12 protein-coding genes are annotated in these 16175 nt (G+C 53.6%); 4 read left to right on the forward strand and 8 right to left on the reverse strand.

Annotation, left to right across the window (positions count from 1 at the left end):
* Positions 1-73: 73 nt before the first annotated feature.
* On the reverse strand, positions 74-1621 hold the full coding sequence (locus B3X29_RS13670; protein ID WP_159339684.1) for an MFS transporter: 1548 nt from the start codon (positions 1619-1621) through the stop codon (positions 74-76).
* A 14-nt stretch (positions 1622-1635) separates the two neighbouring features.
* Complete coding sequence (uxaC, locus tag B3X29_RS13675) at positions 1636-3051, reverse strand: glucuronate isomerase (RefSeq protein ID WP_159339685.1); 1416 nt, start codon at positions 3049-3051, stop codon at positions 1636-1638.
* Positions 3052-3515: 464 nt separating this feature from the next.
* Here uxaC and uxuA point away from each other — a divergent pair, with 464 nt between their 5' ends.
* Positions 3516-4589, forward strand: a complete 1074-nt coding sequence (uxuA, locus tag B3X29_RS13680) for a mannonate dehydratase (protein WP_159339686.1) — start codon at positions 3516-3518, stop codon at positions 4587-4589.
* A gap of 110 nt (positions 4590-4699) precedes the next feature.
* Here the strand turns inward: uxuA and B3X29_RS13685 are convergent, their stop codons facing one another.
* Positions 4700-6523 carry a glycoside hydrolase family 15 protein gene (locus B3X29_RS13685; RefSeq protein ID WP_409454953.1) on the reverse strand — a complete coding sequence of 608 codons (1824 nt, stop codon included), beginning with the start codon at positions 6521-6523 and terminating at the stop codon, positions 4700-4702.
* A gap of 150 nt (positions 6524-6673) precedes the next feature.
* A complete protein-coding gene (locus tag B3X29_RS13690; protein WP_290554714.1) occupies positions 6674-7012 on the reverse strand; it encodes a DUF1294 domain-containing protein in 339 nt (112 codons plus the stop codon).
* A 446-nt stretch (positions 7013-7458) separates the two neighbouring features.
* On the opposite strand from B3X29_RS13690, the gene B3X29_RS13695 reads away from it, so the two are divergent.
* Positions 7459-7731: a hypothetical protein gene (locus B3X29_RS13695; RefSeq protein WP_103181033.1), complete on the forward strand. Its 273-nt coding sequence runs from the start codon at positions 7459-7461 to the stop codon at positions 7729-7731.
* 110 nt (positions 7732-7841) lie between these two features.
* On the opposite strand, the gene B3X29_RS13700 is transcribed toward B3X29_RS13695, so the two are convergent.
* The 3 genes from B3X29_RS13700 to B3X29_RS13710 form a co-directional block, all read right to left on the reverse strand.
* Positions 7842-9527: a DUF262 domain-containing protein gene (locus B3X29_RS13700; RefSeq protein ID WP_156653967.1), complete on the reverse strand. Its 1686-nt coding sequence runs from the start codon at positions 9525-9527 to the stop codon at positions 7842-7844.
* Positions 9528-9698: 171 nt separating this feature from the next.
* Positions 9699-11483 carry a diguanylate cyclase gene (locus B3X29_RS13705; RefSeq protein WP_159339688.1) on the reverse strand — a complete coding sequence of 595 codons (1785 nt, stop codon included), beginning with the start codon at positions 11481-11483 and terminating at the stop codon, positions 9699-9701.
* A gap of 14 nt (positions 11484-11497) precedes the next feature.
* On the reverse strand, positions 11498-12607 hold the full coding sequence (locus B3X29_RS13710; protein WP_103178409.1) for an AI-2E family transporter: 1110 nt from the start codon (positions 12605-12607) through the stop codon (positions 11498-11500).
* Between the two features lie 476 nt (positions 12608-13083).
* Here B3X29_RS13710 and mmuP point away from each other — a divergent pair, with 476 nt between their 5' ends.
* A complete protein-coding gene (gene mmuP, locus B3X29_RS13715; protein ID WP_159339689.1) occupies positions 13084-14481 on the forward strand; it encodes an S-methylmethionine permease in 1398 nt (465 codons plus the stop codon).
* A complete protein-coding gene (gene mmuM, locus B3X29_RS13720; protein ID WP_290554719.1) occupies positions 14468-15400 on the forward strand; it encodes a homocysteine S-methyltransferase in 933 nt (310 codons plus the stop codon). Before mmuP ends, mmuM begins: the two co-directional genes overlap by 14 nt.
* A 274-nt stretch (positions 15401-15674) precedes the next feature.
* On the opposite strand, the gene B3X29_RS13725 is transcribed toward mmuM, so the two are convergent.
* A complete protein-coding gene (locus tag B3X29_RS13725) occupies positions 15675-16175 on the reverse strand; it encodes an Hcp family type VI secretion system effector (RefSeq protein WP_103178412.1) in 501 nt (166 codons plus the stop codon).

Consider the following 16175-nt stretch of genomic DNA (forward strand, 5'->3'; position numbering starts at 1 on the left):
AAATCCAGCAGGGGGTTAAACAGGGCAGGAAAGGGTCGGCAGCGGGCGGGGCAAAGCCTGCTGCCGACGGGGGTTAGCCGTTCAGCGCGGAACCGGGCGTCGCAGGGGCTACATACTCTGCGGACACGGGATTCCACAGCTCGTCATAGGAATAGCCCGTGAGGTCTTCCACGACATGGCGAGCCTCGGGCGTGACATCCTGTTTGCGGCCATGTGCCTTCAGGCGTTCAATTTCATCTACAAAGATCTTGTGCGTGCGCTTGTTCAGATGGAAGGTGAGCGCCTGCCACAGGGCAATAATCAGCAGACCGGCGGTACCCACAAACAGCAGCAGGGCGATGGTATTGATGGCTTCCTGTGGCTGAACCTGGCTCCCTTTCACGAAGCCGCCGCTCTGCAGGAACAGACCCACCGCAAAGGTCGCAATGGCGACCGTAGTCTTACGGGAGAAGGTCATTACCGCCGCAAACAGCCCTTCACGACGCTGACGCGTGATCATTTCGTCGATATCCGGAATAAACGGGAAGACGTTCCACGGGGTAAATTCCAGCACGCAGCGGCCCACCTGATAAACCCCGGCGAGGATCACCAGCAGCATCACTTTGTGGTCTGTCGGGAACTGATAGACCAGAAAGAACCCGCCGAGACAGAGCAGCATGACAGAGTAAGCAAAGACATAAAGACGTGACGGGCCATATTTGATGATTGCCACGCCTGCCGCCAGCGTAACCGGCAACCCGACGATGCTCATGGAGAGCAGGGAGCCCGCCAGCGAGGAGGAAACGCTCAGACAGTATACGCAGAAGAAGACGAAAACCGTGTTGTAAACATCCTTGGCGGTAAAGGAGAAAAGATAGATGGCGAGGTGTTTACGGAACGCGCGAACCTTCAGCGTTGAAGCGTACTCCTTAAACAGGTTGCCTACGGCGGCGAGTTGCTCAGCGGCTGTTTTTGCCTGTGGCGCTTTTTCCATTTCTGCCAGCATTTCTGGGGTTAATTCTCGTTCCCATGTAACTTTCCAGGAGATAAACACGCAGACGGTGAACAGCACGGCAAACACCACGCCGTTGATCAGATAAGCATCGGCATTGTGATCGCCCAGCCAGCCAATCAGCAGGCCTGGAATAAAGGTCGCGAGGAACGTTCCGGAGGCTGACAGGAACATACGGCAGGTGGAAAGTTTGGTACGGTCGTTGAAGTCTTTAGTCATTTCCGACGGCAGCGTTTCCCATGGGATCAGCACCATTGCAGCAATGATTTCAAAGGCCAGATAGACGGCGAGATAGAACCAGAAATTCATCCCGTTCAGCCAGAGCAGAATATAAACCAGCATCAGCGGCGCACCGATCAGCAGAAAGAACCGCCGGCGACCAAATTTTTTGCCCAGGTAATTTTTATAAAAATGATCCGTAAAACTGCCCATAAACAGGCTGACGATCGCGTCGACAATACGGGCGATAGCGACGATAGAGGCTGCTTCAATCGGCGACAGACCGACAAAGGTGGTATAGAAGAAAAGCAGCCAGGCACCAATAACGGTAAAAGCCCCGCCACCCATGATATCTGTCAGACCATAGCCGATACTGACAGGAATAGTGACTTTTCTCTTCTTAAGCGACATAGGTTATTCCTGCCTCAGGCTTGAGCAAAACAAAAATAGCGGCGTGCGTTTTCAACACAGATGCCGCGAATCATGGAAGCAAGGATCGCTTCATCTTTCGGGACTTCCCCTCTCTCTACCCAGCCGCCAATCAGATTGCAGAGGATCCGGCGGAAGTAATCGTGACGGGTATAGGAGACGAAGCTGCGGGAGTCGGTGAGCATGCCGATAAAATTGGCCAGTAAACCCTGATCGGCCAGGGTGTTAAGCTGGCTAACCATGCCGCGGCGCGTATCGTTAAACCACCAGCCGGAACCAAATTGCAGCGGGGACTTCACGCCCTCTTCACCGCTCTGGAAATTGGCGAGGGTGGAGGCGACCACGTCGTTGTAGCTGGCGTTAAGGTTATAGAGGATCGTTTTTGGCAGACCGTCGTTTTCAGCCATGGCATTGAGCAGGGCGTTCAGGCTCCCGGCGAGATGGGGCTGATCGCCAATTGAATCAAAACCGCTGTTAATGCCGACTTTGCGGAACATCGGCATGTTGTTGTTACGGATCGCACCGAAGTGAATCTGCATCGCCCAGCCGCGCTGTTTGTACATTCTGGCAAGCGCGACAAAAATGAGGCTATCCCACGCCTGGCGTTCATTTTCCGTCAGCGTTTCACCCGCCAGTCGGCGTTGGAACAGCGCGGCTTGCGCGGTTTCATCGAGACAGCAATAGTGCACTGCCAGCGGCCCGTGATCGGAAATTCGGCAGCCCACGGAGTGGAAGAAATCAATGCGTGACGCCAGTGCAGCCAGGAAGTGTTCGAGTGACGCGATCGATATGTCTGTTTTCTGCGCCAGCCGTTCGACAAAGGTCAGGAAGCGATCCGGGTCCGTATCGAACAGTTCATCCGGGCGGAAGGTAGGCAGGACGAGAGTGGCAAAATCGCTCTGCGCTGCCAGTTGCTGATGGTAGTGCAGATCGTCAAGCGGGCCATCGGTAGTGCACAGCGCTTCAACGTTAGAGCGGCGAATTAATGCCTGGGGTAAAAAATCACTGCCACGTAACTGTTCATTACAGCGGCGCATAATTTCACGCCAGTTTTTGCTGTTGAGGGTGTCGTCGATATTAAAATAGTGCTTCAGTTCGAGATGGGGCCAGTGGTAAAGCGGATTGCCAAAACTGGCTTCAACGGTTTGCGCCCAGGCTTCGAATTTTTCTTCCGCACTGGCATTACCGGTAATTTTCCGTTCAGGGATCCCATTCGCGCGCATGGCACGCCATTTGTAATGATCGCCCTCCAGCCATAGCTGAGTCATATCGGTAAAGGGTTTATTTTCCCATATCGCTTTTGCATCAAGATGACAATGATAATCAATAATGGGTAGCGATTTTGCCAGTTCAGAATATAGCTTCTGCCCTGTGATGTTTTTGATCATAAAGCTATTATTAATCAGTGACATAAAGTCTCCGTGAGCGCAGTTTTTTATAACCTAAACACCGCCCCTTTTTGGCCGAAGCAGGCCAACGGCGCATGTTTTATGCCATAAACATTAAACCTCTCACGGATTACAAGTCTACTACCATACAAGTATAAATAAAAAAGTGTGACTCATATCATAGTCATCAAATGTTATTTATTTGTTCTTTTTGGAGAGGGTTGTGTTTATTTGTGCATTTCTGAATGTAAATGGCAGAATATATATTACATAATGCTTTTCTTATTAAAATCTTTCACAAAATAACAACCTTTCCTGAAAGGGTTATTTCTTCTAACGGGGGAGGCAGGCTTCCACCGCGTTGCAGGGTAAAAGAGACGTTATTTTTCCGGCGAGGCTTGATCTCATAAAAATTACTGAATATGCTTTTTAATACTAGTATGGTACTTATTCAAACGCGAAAACGTAACGACAAAGGTGGAAGCAAAATGCAGATGACAATGCGCTGGTTTGGGCCTCAGGAGGATAAAATTCCCCTTGAGTATATTCGACAGGTGCCCGGGGTTGAGGGTGTCGTGGGGGCATTGTATGACGTTGCGCCCGGAGAGATCTGGCCGGTGGAAAAAATTAAGGCTCTGGTAGAGCAGGCTCATGCCGCAGGGTTAACGATGGAGGTGATCGAAAGCGTCAACATCCACGATGACATCAAAATCGGCACCCCCGAGCGCGACCGTTACATTGAGAACTACAAACAAACCATCAGTAATCTGGCGGGTTTTGGCGTAAAGGTTATCTGTTATAACTTCATGCCGGTCTTTGACTGGATGAAAACAGACATGAACTACCGCCTTCCGGATGGCTCCCTGACCATGGCATTCGAAAAACAGGGGATAGATAAGACCCTGGAGGAGGTGGTGAAGGAGGTTCTGGATAATTCGAATGGTTTCGCGTTGCCAGGATGGGAACCGGAGCGTCTGGCAAAAGTGCAGGAATTATTTGCTCGCTATAACGGCGTGGATGACGACAAGCTGCGTGAAAACCTGTTTTACTTTCTGCGTGAAATTATTCCTGTTTGTGAAGAAGTTGGCGTGAAAATGGCGATCCATCCCGATGATCCTCCGTACTCTATTTTCGGACTGCCGCGAGTGGTGAAAAATTACACCGATCTGGCAATGATTTGCGATGCGGTTGACTCCCCCTCTAATGGGATAACGCTGTGTACCGGCTCTATTGCTGAAGATCCGGACAATGACGTGTACGAAATTCTGGCCGAATTCACCCGCCGTAAGCGTCTCCATTTTGCCCATGTGCGTAATATTAAGTTAATTAAGGATAAAGACTTCTACGAGTCTGCTCATCCTTCCCGGTATGGTTCACTGGATATGTATCGCGTTATGCAGGCTCTGCATGATAACGGTTTCGATGGCTATATCCGTCCGGATCATGGCCGCTTTATCTGGGGTGAAGAGGGCCGCCCGGGCTACGGTCTGTACGATCGTGCATTGGGTGTCACTTACCTGATGGGGCTGTGGGAAGCGCTGGAAAAGAAAAACAAAAATTAACTGAAAAGCGTGCTCACCTGGTGACGGCATTTCATGCTTGTCTGTTTTTGAACAGACAAGCATGATGACAGACTGTTATCCAGCGCGCTGGCGTACCACTTCCGCTCTCGCTATTTATCCTTCCGGTGATCGCTGATGGCCTGCGCCGCGCAGATCAGCGCCAGATGGCTTAACCCCTGGGGCATGTTGCCAACCCATTCGCCGGTGCGGGTATCGAACATCTCATTAAAGGTTTCGACATTGCCGCGATGGCACAGGGTATTGAGAATTTCATCCATGTTCGCTTCCGCCAGCGCCGGTTCACCCATGGAGGCCCAGGCTTCAGCCAGCCAGAAGGCGCAGGCGATAAAGGTGCTCTCCTCCTGCTCAACGCCGCTGTAGCGGTAGATCATTGCGCTGTTATGGCCCAGTTCGCGATAGATCGCCTCATAGGTGAGCTTCATGCGCTTCGGGTTGACCTTCACACCGTAGCGTGACACCAGGGTGAGTGACGCATCAAGCAGCCCACCATCGCCGCTGTAAAAGCAGTAAGACTGATGGGTTTCGGACCAGCAGTGCTCTTCAATCCAGTCGCGGATCCTGTCCCGCTCCCGCGCCCAGCGCGCTTTCCATGTGGGTTCGATATGGCTGCCCTCCGCCAGTACCACGGCGCAGTCCAGCGCCAGCCAGCAGGACATTTTTGAGTGGGTATAGTGCCGCTCTTCCGGCAGTTCCCAGATCCCCGAATCCTTCATGCGCCAGCGATCGGCGCACTGATTGGCAAGATGCCCTAAAAAGCGCGACGTGCCCGTATCCAGAATATGGCCCGCCTCGACGAACAGTTTTGCCACCCCCAGCATATCGCCATACATGCTCAGCTGGCGCTGGGTTCGGGCATTATTGCCCAGGCGTACCGGCTGCGAATCCCGGTAGCCCTGGAGCTCCGCGTACTTCTCTTCCGGCACCAGCTCGCCGTCGAGGGTGTAGCAGGCCCGCATCTCCGGGCCGTGTTTGATGATGGTTTTCGACAGCCAGGAGAAGGCCGCCTTACACTCTTCAAGGGTGCCAAGATAGGTAAAGGCTTTGATGATCAGGCAGGCATCGCGCACCCAGGCAAAACGGTAATCATAGTTTTTACTGCCGCCGGGCCCCTCCGGCAGAGAGGTGGTGGCCGCCGCCGCCAGCGCGCCGGTAGGAGAGTACCAGAGGAACTTCAGCGCCAGCGCGGAGCGGATAACGTGATCTTTGTACAGGCCATCATATTTCAGCCCCTTCACCCAGTCCTGCCACGCGGTGTGGCTGGTCTCAATGCGGTTATCAATCGCCTCGATATCGGGCACCGCCAGCGGCTCACTCTGCGTCACCAGCAGTGCGACCAGCTCCCGGCTCCCTTTTTTCAGAACGATCTCCGCCTCGACCTCTTCATCATCGGCATGGGTAATGACTACGTTTTTGCTGGTGTGCAGCATCGCCATCAGGTCGCCAATATGATAAACGCTGCCCTTGAAGGTATCGGAGCGCCAGGGCGAGCGGGTTTCGATCATCGTTCCGAACCGCAGATGAAGCCTGAACGTCACGGTGCCGCGGAGGCCTTCCAGACGGCGCGCCAGCTCACTCCAGGGCAGGCGGCCCGCCAGAGTACTGTTAATGGATTCGGTTAACAGAACCGTGCCGCCTTTCGTCTCATAGCGGGTTTCCAGAATGTTGCTGTCATCGCGATAGGCGCGCGAGACGGTGTATTCATCCGCAGGTGTCAGGCTGAAAAAACCACCGATGTTGGGATCCAGTAACCGGTCGAAGAGGGGCGGGGAATCGAGATTGGGCGCGCCCCACCAGTCGATCGAGCCATCCGGGGCGATGAGCGCTACCGAGCGTCCTTCGCCGATAGCAGCATAGTCCCCGAGGCCAACGAACCCGTTATCACGTTGGGGCATGTCGTATTTCGCATTTTTCAAATGAGCGATCCCTTTTCTTTGATGAACATAAAGCCTGGCATAATGCGATGAAAATCGCGCTTTCACCGATGCAGTATGTCCCTCTTCGCGTACACCTCTTTCACCAAGGCACTCCGCCATGATCTCAGGCCGTTAGCATTCATCGTCCTCTCAATAATAGTGGAGTCGCCATGCCGCCAGGACCAGCACCACGAGGTTGAGGATCACGCTTAACATAAACCAGGTTTTGAAAGGCTGCTTTTGGGTTTTATGGCGAAACAGCTGCTGGCCAAAGATCGCTCCCGGCCACCCTCCGACTACCCCGCAGATCAGCAAGGTCGACTCCGGAACCCGGCGCCAGGCTTTGCGGGCCGCGATTTTGTCGGCGCCGTAGATCATAAACGTCAGCGCGCTGGCGAGCAGAAACCACATCGCAAAAGGGTGAGGGGACAAGGCGCTGCCCGCAGCGATCAGGGCCAAAAGGAGATAACAGAGGACATTGAGGTTCATGGGAGGCAGTATCAGTCATCAATCCGAAGGGCGATGATACGCGATCCTGCCGGGAGTGTAACCGGGCTAGCCGGTTAACCGTTTGGCAAAACAGATGGCCTCGTCGCGCCCGATATAGGGGCCAAAGTGGCTTTTCCACTGCTGCCGGTATCGCTGCAAGCTCCGCGGAGAGCTGTTCAATAAGCGTCTGAGAGTCGGTAGAGGCGTACAGGATTTTTCTTTTGTTATCATTTTGCAGTAGCGGCAACAGGCTCGGCGAATAACCGTCAAACTATGTTTGAGCGCAGGTAAATTTAATTTGTGATGAGAATATCTTATTTGCAATAAATTCATTTTATTTATACATAACCTTGTTTTATATCAAACTCTTTGAAATATGCGTGAATTATTTTAGCTAAATACATAATCGCAACTTGAATAATATGAAAAATAAAAAATTACTAATAATGATGTTTACTGCATGTGCTTTTTTTATGGCGGGTAATGCAGTAGCAAAAGGTAATGCGATCTCTGATACTTCGGTTAAAAAAAAGATTATTGCTGAATCAATCGCTTCGTATCCTGGGGTATGTGCCTGTCCTTTTAATCAGGCGAGAAATGGAAGTGCATGCGGCAGACGCAGTGCGTGGAGCAAAGCAGGAGGGTATTCACCGATTTGCTACGAAAAAGAAGTCACTGCCGATATGGTTAAGCGTTGGCGTGAACAAAATCAGATCTAACGTTGCTTCCTGAATTTAAATCACTGTTCTTGATACGCTTAGACATTCGAATGCCTGTTTCCCCTTAAACTGAAATGGCGGCGGCATTATGCCACCGCCTTCCACACTGCTTACTCTTCGTCCTCCAGTAATCCCATTTCGGCGATACGTTCCTGGATCAACTGTTTGCGTTTCTCAATAAAGCGCCGGTAATTTTCCAGCTTCCATAAGGTCCTGGGGCTGCGGGGGATACAGTGCAGATCCAAAAATTCCGGGGATTGATCTTTTAGCCATGTATCGAGGGACTGGGCTCCTTTGTCGCCTGCGCCATTCTGATGGGCAGGTAACAGCATACAGTTCGCCAACTGGTCGATTTCCCAGTTTTCGTAGACACGTACCATACGGCCAGTTTCTTCATTTAAAATCTTCTCTTCTTTTAGCAGGCTACGGGCAAAAATGTGGTCAATCTGCGGTTCATGCTGAAAGCCTGAAGATTTGTATTCTCCGCCATACCACAAGTTAAACAGCAGGTGGATGTGCCCGCTACCGTAGCCGCACCAACCGAAGAGGCGCTCTTCGGTTAAATGCAGGCTACGATTGGCCGAAACGATCGCCGCACGGATCTTTTTCAGATCGAAGCTCTCCTGGTCGTCGATCACTTTTACCAGCTTATCTATAATGCCATCTGGCTGACCAGAAAAAACGCCATTCAGCAGAGCAGGCACCAGATACTGCTTTAATGCTTGCGATCTCGCTAATTTCCCCGGGAAGTGATATTGCAGATATACTAAGGGAATCAGTGCATTATAAGAGGTGAGTGCTTTGCCGGATCGAATATAGGTTTTACTGACAATCTCATCTTTCACAAACATAAGCGCTTTGGCGATAGCTGGCCAGTTTTCACTGATCTGGTTACGCACATTATCATCACGCAGTTTATCCACATCATATTTGGCACCAAAGCCCAGCAGCGTGGTGCTAAGTTTAATCAGAAAATCGCGGGAGAAGTTGAAGCGGCCGTTATCATTAATCTTCTCCAGAAAGTCTTCAAAGATAACGTCAGCGTCAGACCACTCGGTGGAGAGCAGCGTAAACATTAGATCTGATTTGCTTAACCTTGTACCGCCTGAGTTCGCCCGAATAAAGACCTCAACCACATCGTCAAAATCAAGTTCGCTGTCGTCTTCGCTGCTGTCAATCACGTGATAAAGCAACTTACCTTCATTACTAAACTCTTTACCTGCACGACTAATATTGATTGTCGCCTGTTCTCGCTCTTTCGCGCTTAGTTCCAGCTTTTCTTCTTCAATGCGCTGGCTGAGAATCTGTTCGGGTAATTTTTTGGTGTAGACAATGTCTGACATGACCATCCATGGCCAGGAGCTTGTGGCGGCATCCTGAAACTCAAACTGATAGCGAATTTCTTCATTGCTTGTCGATGTACCACTCAGCACATTGAAATGGAGTACTTTACCGTCAATGCTACCTTTCAACGCCAGATAAAAACTTTGTAAGCGCTGCTGGCCGTCCAGAACCAGCCATTTCGACTTCGTTTTGCCGTGATGATAGTGATCTTTTAAATCGACCTTGCCGTCGTTGAAATTCTCTATAAATTTACGGTGCTTAATTTCTTCGCGGGTTTTCCAGAACAGCAGGGAGGAGAGGGGATATTGCCGCATGACAGAGTCGAACAGGCGGGCTATTTGATCGGTATTCCAGACAAACTGTCGCTGAATATTTGGCAACCAAAGCCCGCCACCATCGGCTTCGTTATTATTAATTTCCTGAATCATCGCCTTGATTGATTTACTGGGCATTGCACTCTTCCTTGTCGTTGCGCACACGAATGCGGCATTGAATTTGGCTTAAGGGTATCAAGGGGCATTATCGGCAACGGGAAGATAATATTTAGCGTGAAGGCAGAAAAACGTTCTCAGTGTCAGAGGGCAAGCAATAATTTATCTGCATCTTTTACTTTGAGCAAACCGTTAACTCCCCTCCAGCATCCCAAAGCTGACGATCCTTGAACGCCCCAGCTCTTTCGCCCGGTAGAGCGCCACGTCGGCGGCACGCAGCAGGTTATCGCCCTGAGCGTGCTGCGGATAGCTGGCAATACCGATCGATACATCAACCGGGCCGATCTCCGAGAGCTCATAACGCAGCGTCAGGTTATGCACAGCGGTATGAATTTCACTGGCGCAGGTAAACGCCGTCTCTTCATCCGCGCCCGGCAGCAGGGCCAGAAACTCCTCGCCGCCATAGCGGAACGCCATGCCTTTGTCGCTTACTGCACGCTGGACAATGGTCGCCACGCTTTTAATCACCAGGTCTCCCGCGTCGTGGCCCAGTCTGTCGTTGATGGCTTTAAAGTAATCGATATCGATCATCAGGCAGCTTAATGGCGTACCGCTGTGCATCGCCTGGTTTATCTGGGTGCGCAGAGCATCTTCCAGATGGTGGCGGTTACGCAAGCCAGTCAGCGGGTCGAACAACGCTTTCTCCAGCAGGGCATCACGCAGGCGCTGGTTGGCCAGCGCCAGACCGAGCGCCTCGGCCATCAGCTCCAGATAGGCGCGGGATGGAGCCATCGCCGGGGTCACGTTCTGGAACGAGAGCAGGCCGATGGTTTCGCCCTGGGCAATCAGGGGAACGCAGAGCGCATGGCTGGCACAGGCGTCGGGGAGGTGGTAACAGGTAATATCCGGCTCGCCGGTCACTGGCGGATGACTCTGCCCGCGGCGCACGGCCCAGCACTGGTCCGGATGGAAGGGATCGGACTCACCCTGCGGGTCGAGCCATTCGGCGGCACAGTGCATCTGCCACGGCTCCCTTTCGAGAAGCCAGAGCTGTCCGGGAATGCCCGGCGCTATGCCGGGCGCGAACAGTTGCGCCACGTTCAGGACATCCTCGACGGACTCGCACCCTTGCAGCCGCTGCGTCATTCGCGCCAGCAGCTCGCGGATCGCCCAGTCGGCATCACGCTCTTTTTCCAGCCGCTGCCGTACCAGACCGTTTTCACGAAAGATACGGATCGCCTGGGCCATATCGCCAATCTCGTCGATCTGCCGGTAATCCGGGGCTTCGACCCCATAATCCTGAGACGCCAGTCGGTTGACCACATCACTCAGGCGCACCACCGGGCGCAGCACCCGGCGTTTGAGGATAAAACCGAGCACAAACAAAAACATTAGTGCGGTCAGGCCGACCATCACCTCGGAGAGGGTACGCAGCGCGCGGGATTTTGCCGTGGCATCCTCAATTGCCACATTGGTGCGGCGGTCCAGCATCTGACGAAAATGATCGAGCTGATTCTGGACCTGCTCCAGCTCGCTCTCGTAACGCTCGTTATAAAGCAGTTCAATGGCCTGAGGCTGCTGCCCGCGCCCGACGCTGGCGATAGCACTCTGTTGCTCATCCTGCAGCGCATCGGCCATCTGCAAACCTTCGTGCAGCAGCGCCAGCTCTTCATCACTGGCACCCGCATCTTTCAGCTTTTGCAGGCGATGCTCAATTCTGACCATCGTTTCCGCTTTCTGGCGGTACTCCTCTGCCACCGCGGGATCCTGTTTAATGACGTACAACCGCGCCAGGTCGGAGAGCGCCCAGGCGTCAACTTCCACCTCTTCGGTGAGCTGATCGAAGACGTAGCGCTGTTCAACGGCCTGCCGCTCAACGCTTTCGGCGCTGGAGGCCATCAACATAGCCACGCCGGAAGCGATAGTCAGACAAACCGTGGCACCGTATGCCCAGTTAGTGATAGTGGCGATACGCACGTCTTATTCCTTCTTCATAAATCAGGCGAATTTTTCCCTTCCTCGATAATCGCATCGTCAATCTCTTCGGCATTACCGGCATGATCGCGACCCGAAAGCAGGTTCCAGCAGGCGATAAACAGGGCGGCGATTAACGGACCAATCACAAAACCGTTGATGCCATAAATCTCCATCCCGCCGAGGGTAGTGATGAGGATAAGATAATCGGGCATTTTGGTGTCTTTTCCCACCAGCAGCGGGCGCAGCAGGTTATCCACCAGCCCCACCACCAGCACAAAGAAGCCGACGATAAACAGGCCCTGCCATAGCTGATGGGTGGCGAAGAGGAAAATAGCTGCCGGTACCCAGACGATGGCCGAGCCGACCGCCGGGATCAGCGACAGGAACGCAATCAGCGCCCCCCACAAGATACTGCCATTAATACCGACTATCCAGAAGGCGATACCGCCCAGCACACCCTGGACCAGGGCCACCACGGCCGTGCCTTTTACCGTCGCTCGGGCAACCCCAGCAAATTTGGCAAACAGATGGTGTTTGGCGAAATTCGACAGCGGCAGGCTGTCGAGGATCTGGCGCACCAGCCACGGGCCATCTTTCAACAAGAAAAAGAGCAGATAGACCATCACGCCAAAGCTGATGGCGAAGCCAAAGGTGCCTTTACCAATCAGGAAGGCGCTGCCGGCAAGATATTGCCCGCCGCGTAGCGCCGCTTCAGAGAGCTTTTGCTGGATCTGCGCGGCAGTGTCGAGATCATGCTCGATCATCAGCGCGCGCAGCCAGTCTGGCAGGTGAGAGAAGAGACCAGCGAACACCCCGGAAAATTGGGTGTCGTTCTGCTGCAGGCGCGTGTAAACAATATTGAGTTCAAAGGCTAATGAGGAAAAGATCACCATCAGCGGAATAAAGACGATGAGGCAGATAAGCAGCACGCTCAGCAGCGCCGCCAGCCCGTTGCGATCCCCCAGTTTGATACGCAGGGTGTTTTTGACCGGGTAGAAAATCACCGCCAGGATAGCAGCCCACAGAATGGCCGAGAAGTAGGGCGACAGCACATCAAAAAACGCCCATGAGACCATCAGCAGTATCAGTATGAAGAAACCTTTGGTCAGTCCGTTAAATCGCATCAGCTCATCCTTTTTTAATGAAACACTACGACTATAGAGTGTTTTACGTAATTTAACATATTGCGATCTTCTGCCGGGTGGCGGCTGCGCCTTACCCGGCCTACGTGAATGAGTAGGCCCGCGCAAGCGCAGCGCCGCCGGGCAAGGCCCGCACCACCCGCCAGTCCGTAGGCCCGTGCAAGCGCAGCGCCGCCGGGCGACAGGCCGCACCACTCGCCAGTTTAGCGGCTAATAACCAGATACCACTTTCGCCTGACCGACGTGGGGCCCGGTGCGGTACATGCTGTAAGTAGCGATTTGCAGGAGGTGTCCTATGGCATGGCGACCCTATCTCTACGTGATTTATACGGTGCGGCCCCGTTTAAGCGCCCGTCGCGCGCGTCTTCGTCTGGTGCATGGCTAGCAATTTGTTAACAATCGCGGTATAAACACACCTTCTTTTGGATGTTTAGATGTCCATACGTATAGAAGGTGATATGCAAACAGAACAAAACGGACAGCTACAGCGCACCATGAAGACCCGCCACCTGATCATGCTCTCCCTCGGCGGCGTGATCGGCACCGGGCTCTTTTTTAATACGGGTTACATTATTTCCACCACCGGAGCGGCGGGCACGCTGCTGGCCTATCTGATTGGCGCGCTGGTGGTCTGGCTGGTGATGCAGTGCCTCGGCGAACTCTCCGTGGCGATGCCGGAGACCGGCGCCTTTCACGTCTATGCTGCGCGCTATCTCGGCCCGGCAACCGGCTACACCGTGGCGTGGCTCTACTGGCTCACCTGGACGGTAGCGCTGGGATCGAGCTTTACCGCCGCCGGATTCTGCATGCAGTACTGGTTCCCGCAGGTGCCGGTCTGGGTGTGGTGCGTACTCTTCTGCGCGGTCATTTTTGCCCTCAACGTCATCTCGACCCGCTTCTTTGCCGAAGGGGAGTTCTGGTTCTCGCTGGTCAAAGTGATCACCATCATCGCCTTTATTGTTCTGGGCGGCGCGGCCATCTTTGGCTTTATCCCGATGCAGGACGGTTCTCCCGCGCCGGGGCTCAGCAACCTTACCGCCGAAGGCTGGTTCCCGCACGGCGGCCTGCCGATCCTGATGACCATGGTGGCGGTTAACTTTGCCTTCTCCGGCACCGAGCTGATCGGCATTGCGGCGGGTGAAACCGAAAAGCCGCACAAGGTGATTCCTGTCGCCATTCGTACCACCATTGCCCGCCTGATCATCTTCTTTATCGGCACCGTCTTCGTGCTGGCGGCGCTGATCCCGATGCAGCAGGCCGGGGTGGAAAAAAGCCCGTTCGTGCTGGTGTTTGAGAAGGTGGGCATTCCGTATGCCGCAGATATTGTTAACTTTGTCATCCTGACGGCGATCCTCTCGGCGGCCAACTCTGGCCTGTATGCTTCCGGGCGGATGCTGTGGTCCCTGTCGAATGAAAATACCCTGCCGCGCTGCTTTGCCCGGGTGAATAAAAATGGCGTGCCGCTGACGGCGCTGTCGGTGTCGATGCTCGGCGGCGTGCTGGCACTCTTCTCAAGCGTGGTGGCCCCGGATACGGTATTTGTCGCGCTGTCGGCGATTTCCGGTTTTGCGGTCGTGGCGGTGTGGATCAGCATCTGCGCCTCGCACTTTGTCTTCCGCCGCCGTCATCTGCAGGCCGGTAAACCGCTCGACGATCTGCACTACCGCGCCCCGTGGTATCCGCTGGTGCCGGTGCTGGGCTTTATCCTCTGCCTGGTGGCCTGCGTTGGCCTGGCCTTTGACCCGAGCCAGCGCATTGCCCTTTACTGTGGTTTGCCGTTTGTGGCGCTCTGCTATGGCGCATACTACCTTACTCAAAATCTGAAAACCCAGGAGCCTGAACATGTCGCAGAATAATCCGCTTACCGCCCTCCTTGAAAGCCAGCCCTTTGTGGTGCTGGACGGTGCGATGGCAACGGAGCTGGAAGCGCGCGGCTGTAACCTGGCCGACAGCCTGTGGTCGGCGAAGGTATTAATGGAGGACCCGGAGCTGATCCGCGACGTACACCTCGACTACTTCCGTGCCGGGGCGCAGGTGGCGATCACCGCCAGCTATCAGGCCACGCCGGAGGGGTTTGCCGCCCGCGGGCTGGACGAGGCGCACTCCCGGGCGCTGATTAGCAAAAGCGTTGAGCTGGCGCGCAAGGCGCGGGAAGCGTATCTGGCGGAAAACCCGCAGGCCGGCACGCGGCTGGTGGCCGGTTCGGTCGGGCCCTATGGCGCATTCCTGGCGGACGGGTCGGAATACCGCGGCGATTATGTACGCAGCGCAGAGGTCTTTACCGCCTTTCATCGTCCGCGGGTAGAGGCGTTGCTGGATGCCGGGGCGGATCTGCTGGCCTGCGAAACCCTGCCATCGTTTGCTGAAATTAAGGCTCTGGCGGATCTGCTGACGGCCTACCCGCGCGCCCGGGCGTGGTTCTCGTTTACGCTGCGCGACAGCGAGCACCTGAGCGACGGCACGCCGCTGCGCGAGGTGGTGTCGGTGCTGGCGACTTATCCGCAGGTGATTGCGCTGGGGATTAACTGTATCGCGCTGGAGAAGACCACCGCCGCGCTGCAACACCTGCAAAGCCTGACCGCGTTACCGCTGGTGGTCTATCCGAACTCGGGCGAGCATTACGATGCGGTGAGCAAAACCTGGTATCATCACGGGGAAGCGTGCGAGACGCTGGCGGGGTATTTGCCGCAGTGGTTAGCGGCAGGGGCGAAGCTGATTGGGGGGTGTTGCAGGACGACGCCGAAGGATATTGCTGAGATTACTGCCCGGCGCTGAGAATAGCGCTGCACTATCGGTTTCGGTTGAAGAACTTTCGTTAAAAATTCATTGCTCGGGCGGCTCTCTCTTCATTGATGGAGAGGGCTGGAGTGATGAGGGAACGTTCGACTGAAGAGGGGGCCTTTCACCATACGTTGCTTGCTTTAAGGACCTAAGAAATATTGTGGAGCCTTTGTCCCTATGGGAGAGGCAGCAAATACGAAAACGGCAACCAAATTTGTAATGCCAGTCATTTAAGCCACTGACTGGCTCTACGATTGCCCCATTTACTTTATTTTTGCGTCTCATTCGGTTTTGCTGGCTTCATCCATGCATCATCATATTTAATATTTCCTCTTACATAATTCCATTCAATACCTCGGAATCTAAGTCCCACTACTTCATGCATGTTCGGGGTAGTACTACCAGGATAATAAACATGAGTGAAATCTACAGAAGAAACGACAACACCCTCTAGCTTAATATTATAAATCTCCGTCTCTATTCCTGCTTCTACGATTTCATAATATTTAAGCACCGCTTTTTGAAATCTCTTTTGCTCACACACAGCGATAGCAAAGAAAGGGCTGGTTTTATCAAGTTGTTTATGAATTACTACAGGACTATGTTGTCTACATCCTGTCATGTTTCCTGTATTGCTGTCTACTGGCTGCCTTACGCCGTAACTACTATTCATAACTTCTATTGCACCCTCACGGCCTAAAGCCATGCAATCTCCTGGAATTTGCATTCCATTTTCATCATACAGAAATAAATAAGCTGGTAGTGACAT

The organism is Leclercia sp. UBA5076, assembly GCF_002416465.1.
GTDB lineage: Bacteria > Pseudomonadota > Gammaproteobacteria > Enterobacterales > Enterobacteriaceae > Enterobacter.

Bases quoted from the DNA above. Each gene is read 5' to 3' on its own strand.
- B3X29_RS13670 (WP_159339684.1), bottom strand. From the start codon at position 1,621: ATGTCGCTTAAGAAGAGAAAAGTCACTATTCCTGTCAGTATCGGCTAT.
- uxaC (WP_159339685.1), bottom strand. From the start codon at position 3,051: ATGTCACTGATTAATAATAGCTTTATGATCAAAAACATCACAGGGCAG.
- uxuA (WP_159339686.1), top strand. From the start codon at position 3,516: ATGCAGATGACAATGCGCTGGTTTGGGCCTCAGGAGGATAAAATTCCC.
- B3X29_RS13690 (WP_290554714.1), bottom strand. From the start codon at position 7,012: ATGAACCTCAATGTCCTCTGTTATCTCCTTTTGGCCCTGATCGCTGCG.
- B3X29_RS13695 (WP_103181033.1), top strand. From the start codon at position 7,459: ATGATGTTTACTGCATGTGCTTTTTTTATGGCGGGTAATGCAGTAGCA.
- B3X29_RS13700 (WP_156653967.1), bottom strand. From the start codon at position 9,527: ATGCCCAGTAAATCAATCAAGGCGATGATTCAGGAAATTAATAATAAC.
- B3X29_RS13710 (WP_103178409.1), bottom strand. From the start codon at position 12,607: ATGCGATTTAACGGACTGACCAAAGGTTTCTTCATACTGATACTGCTG.
- mmuP (WP_159339689.1), top strand. From the start codon at position 13,084: ATGCAAACAGAACAAAACGGACAGCTACAGCGCACCATGAAGACCCGC.
- mmuM (WP_290554719.1), top strand. From the start codon at position 14,468: ATGTCGCAGAATAATCCGCTTACCGCCCTCCTTGAAAGCCAGCCCTTT.
- B3X29_RS13725 (WP_103178412.1), bottom strand. From the start codon at position 16,175: ATGTCACTACCAGCTTATTTATTTCTGTATGATGAAAATGGAATGCAA.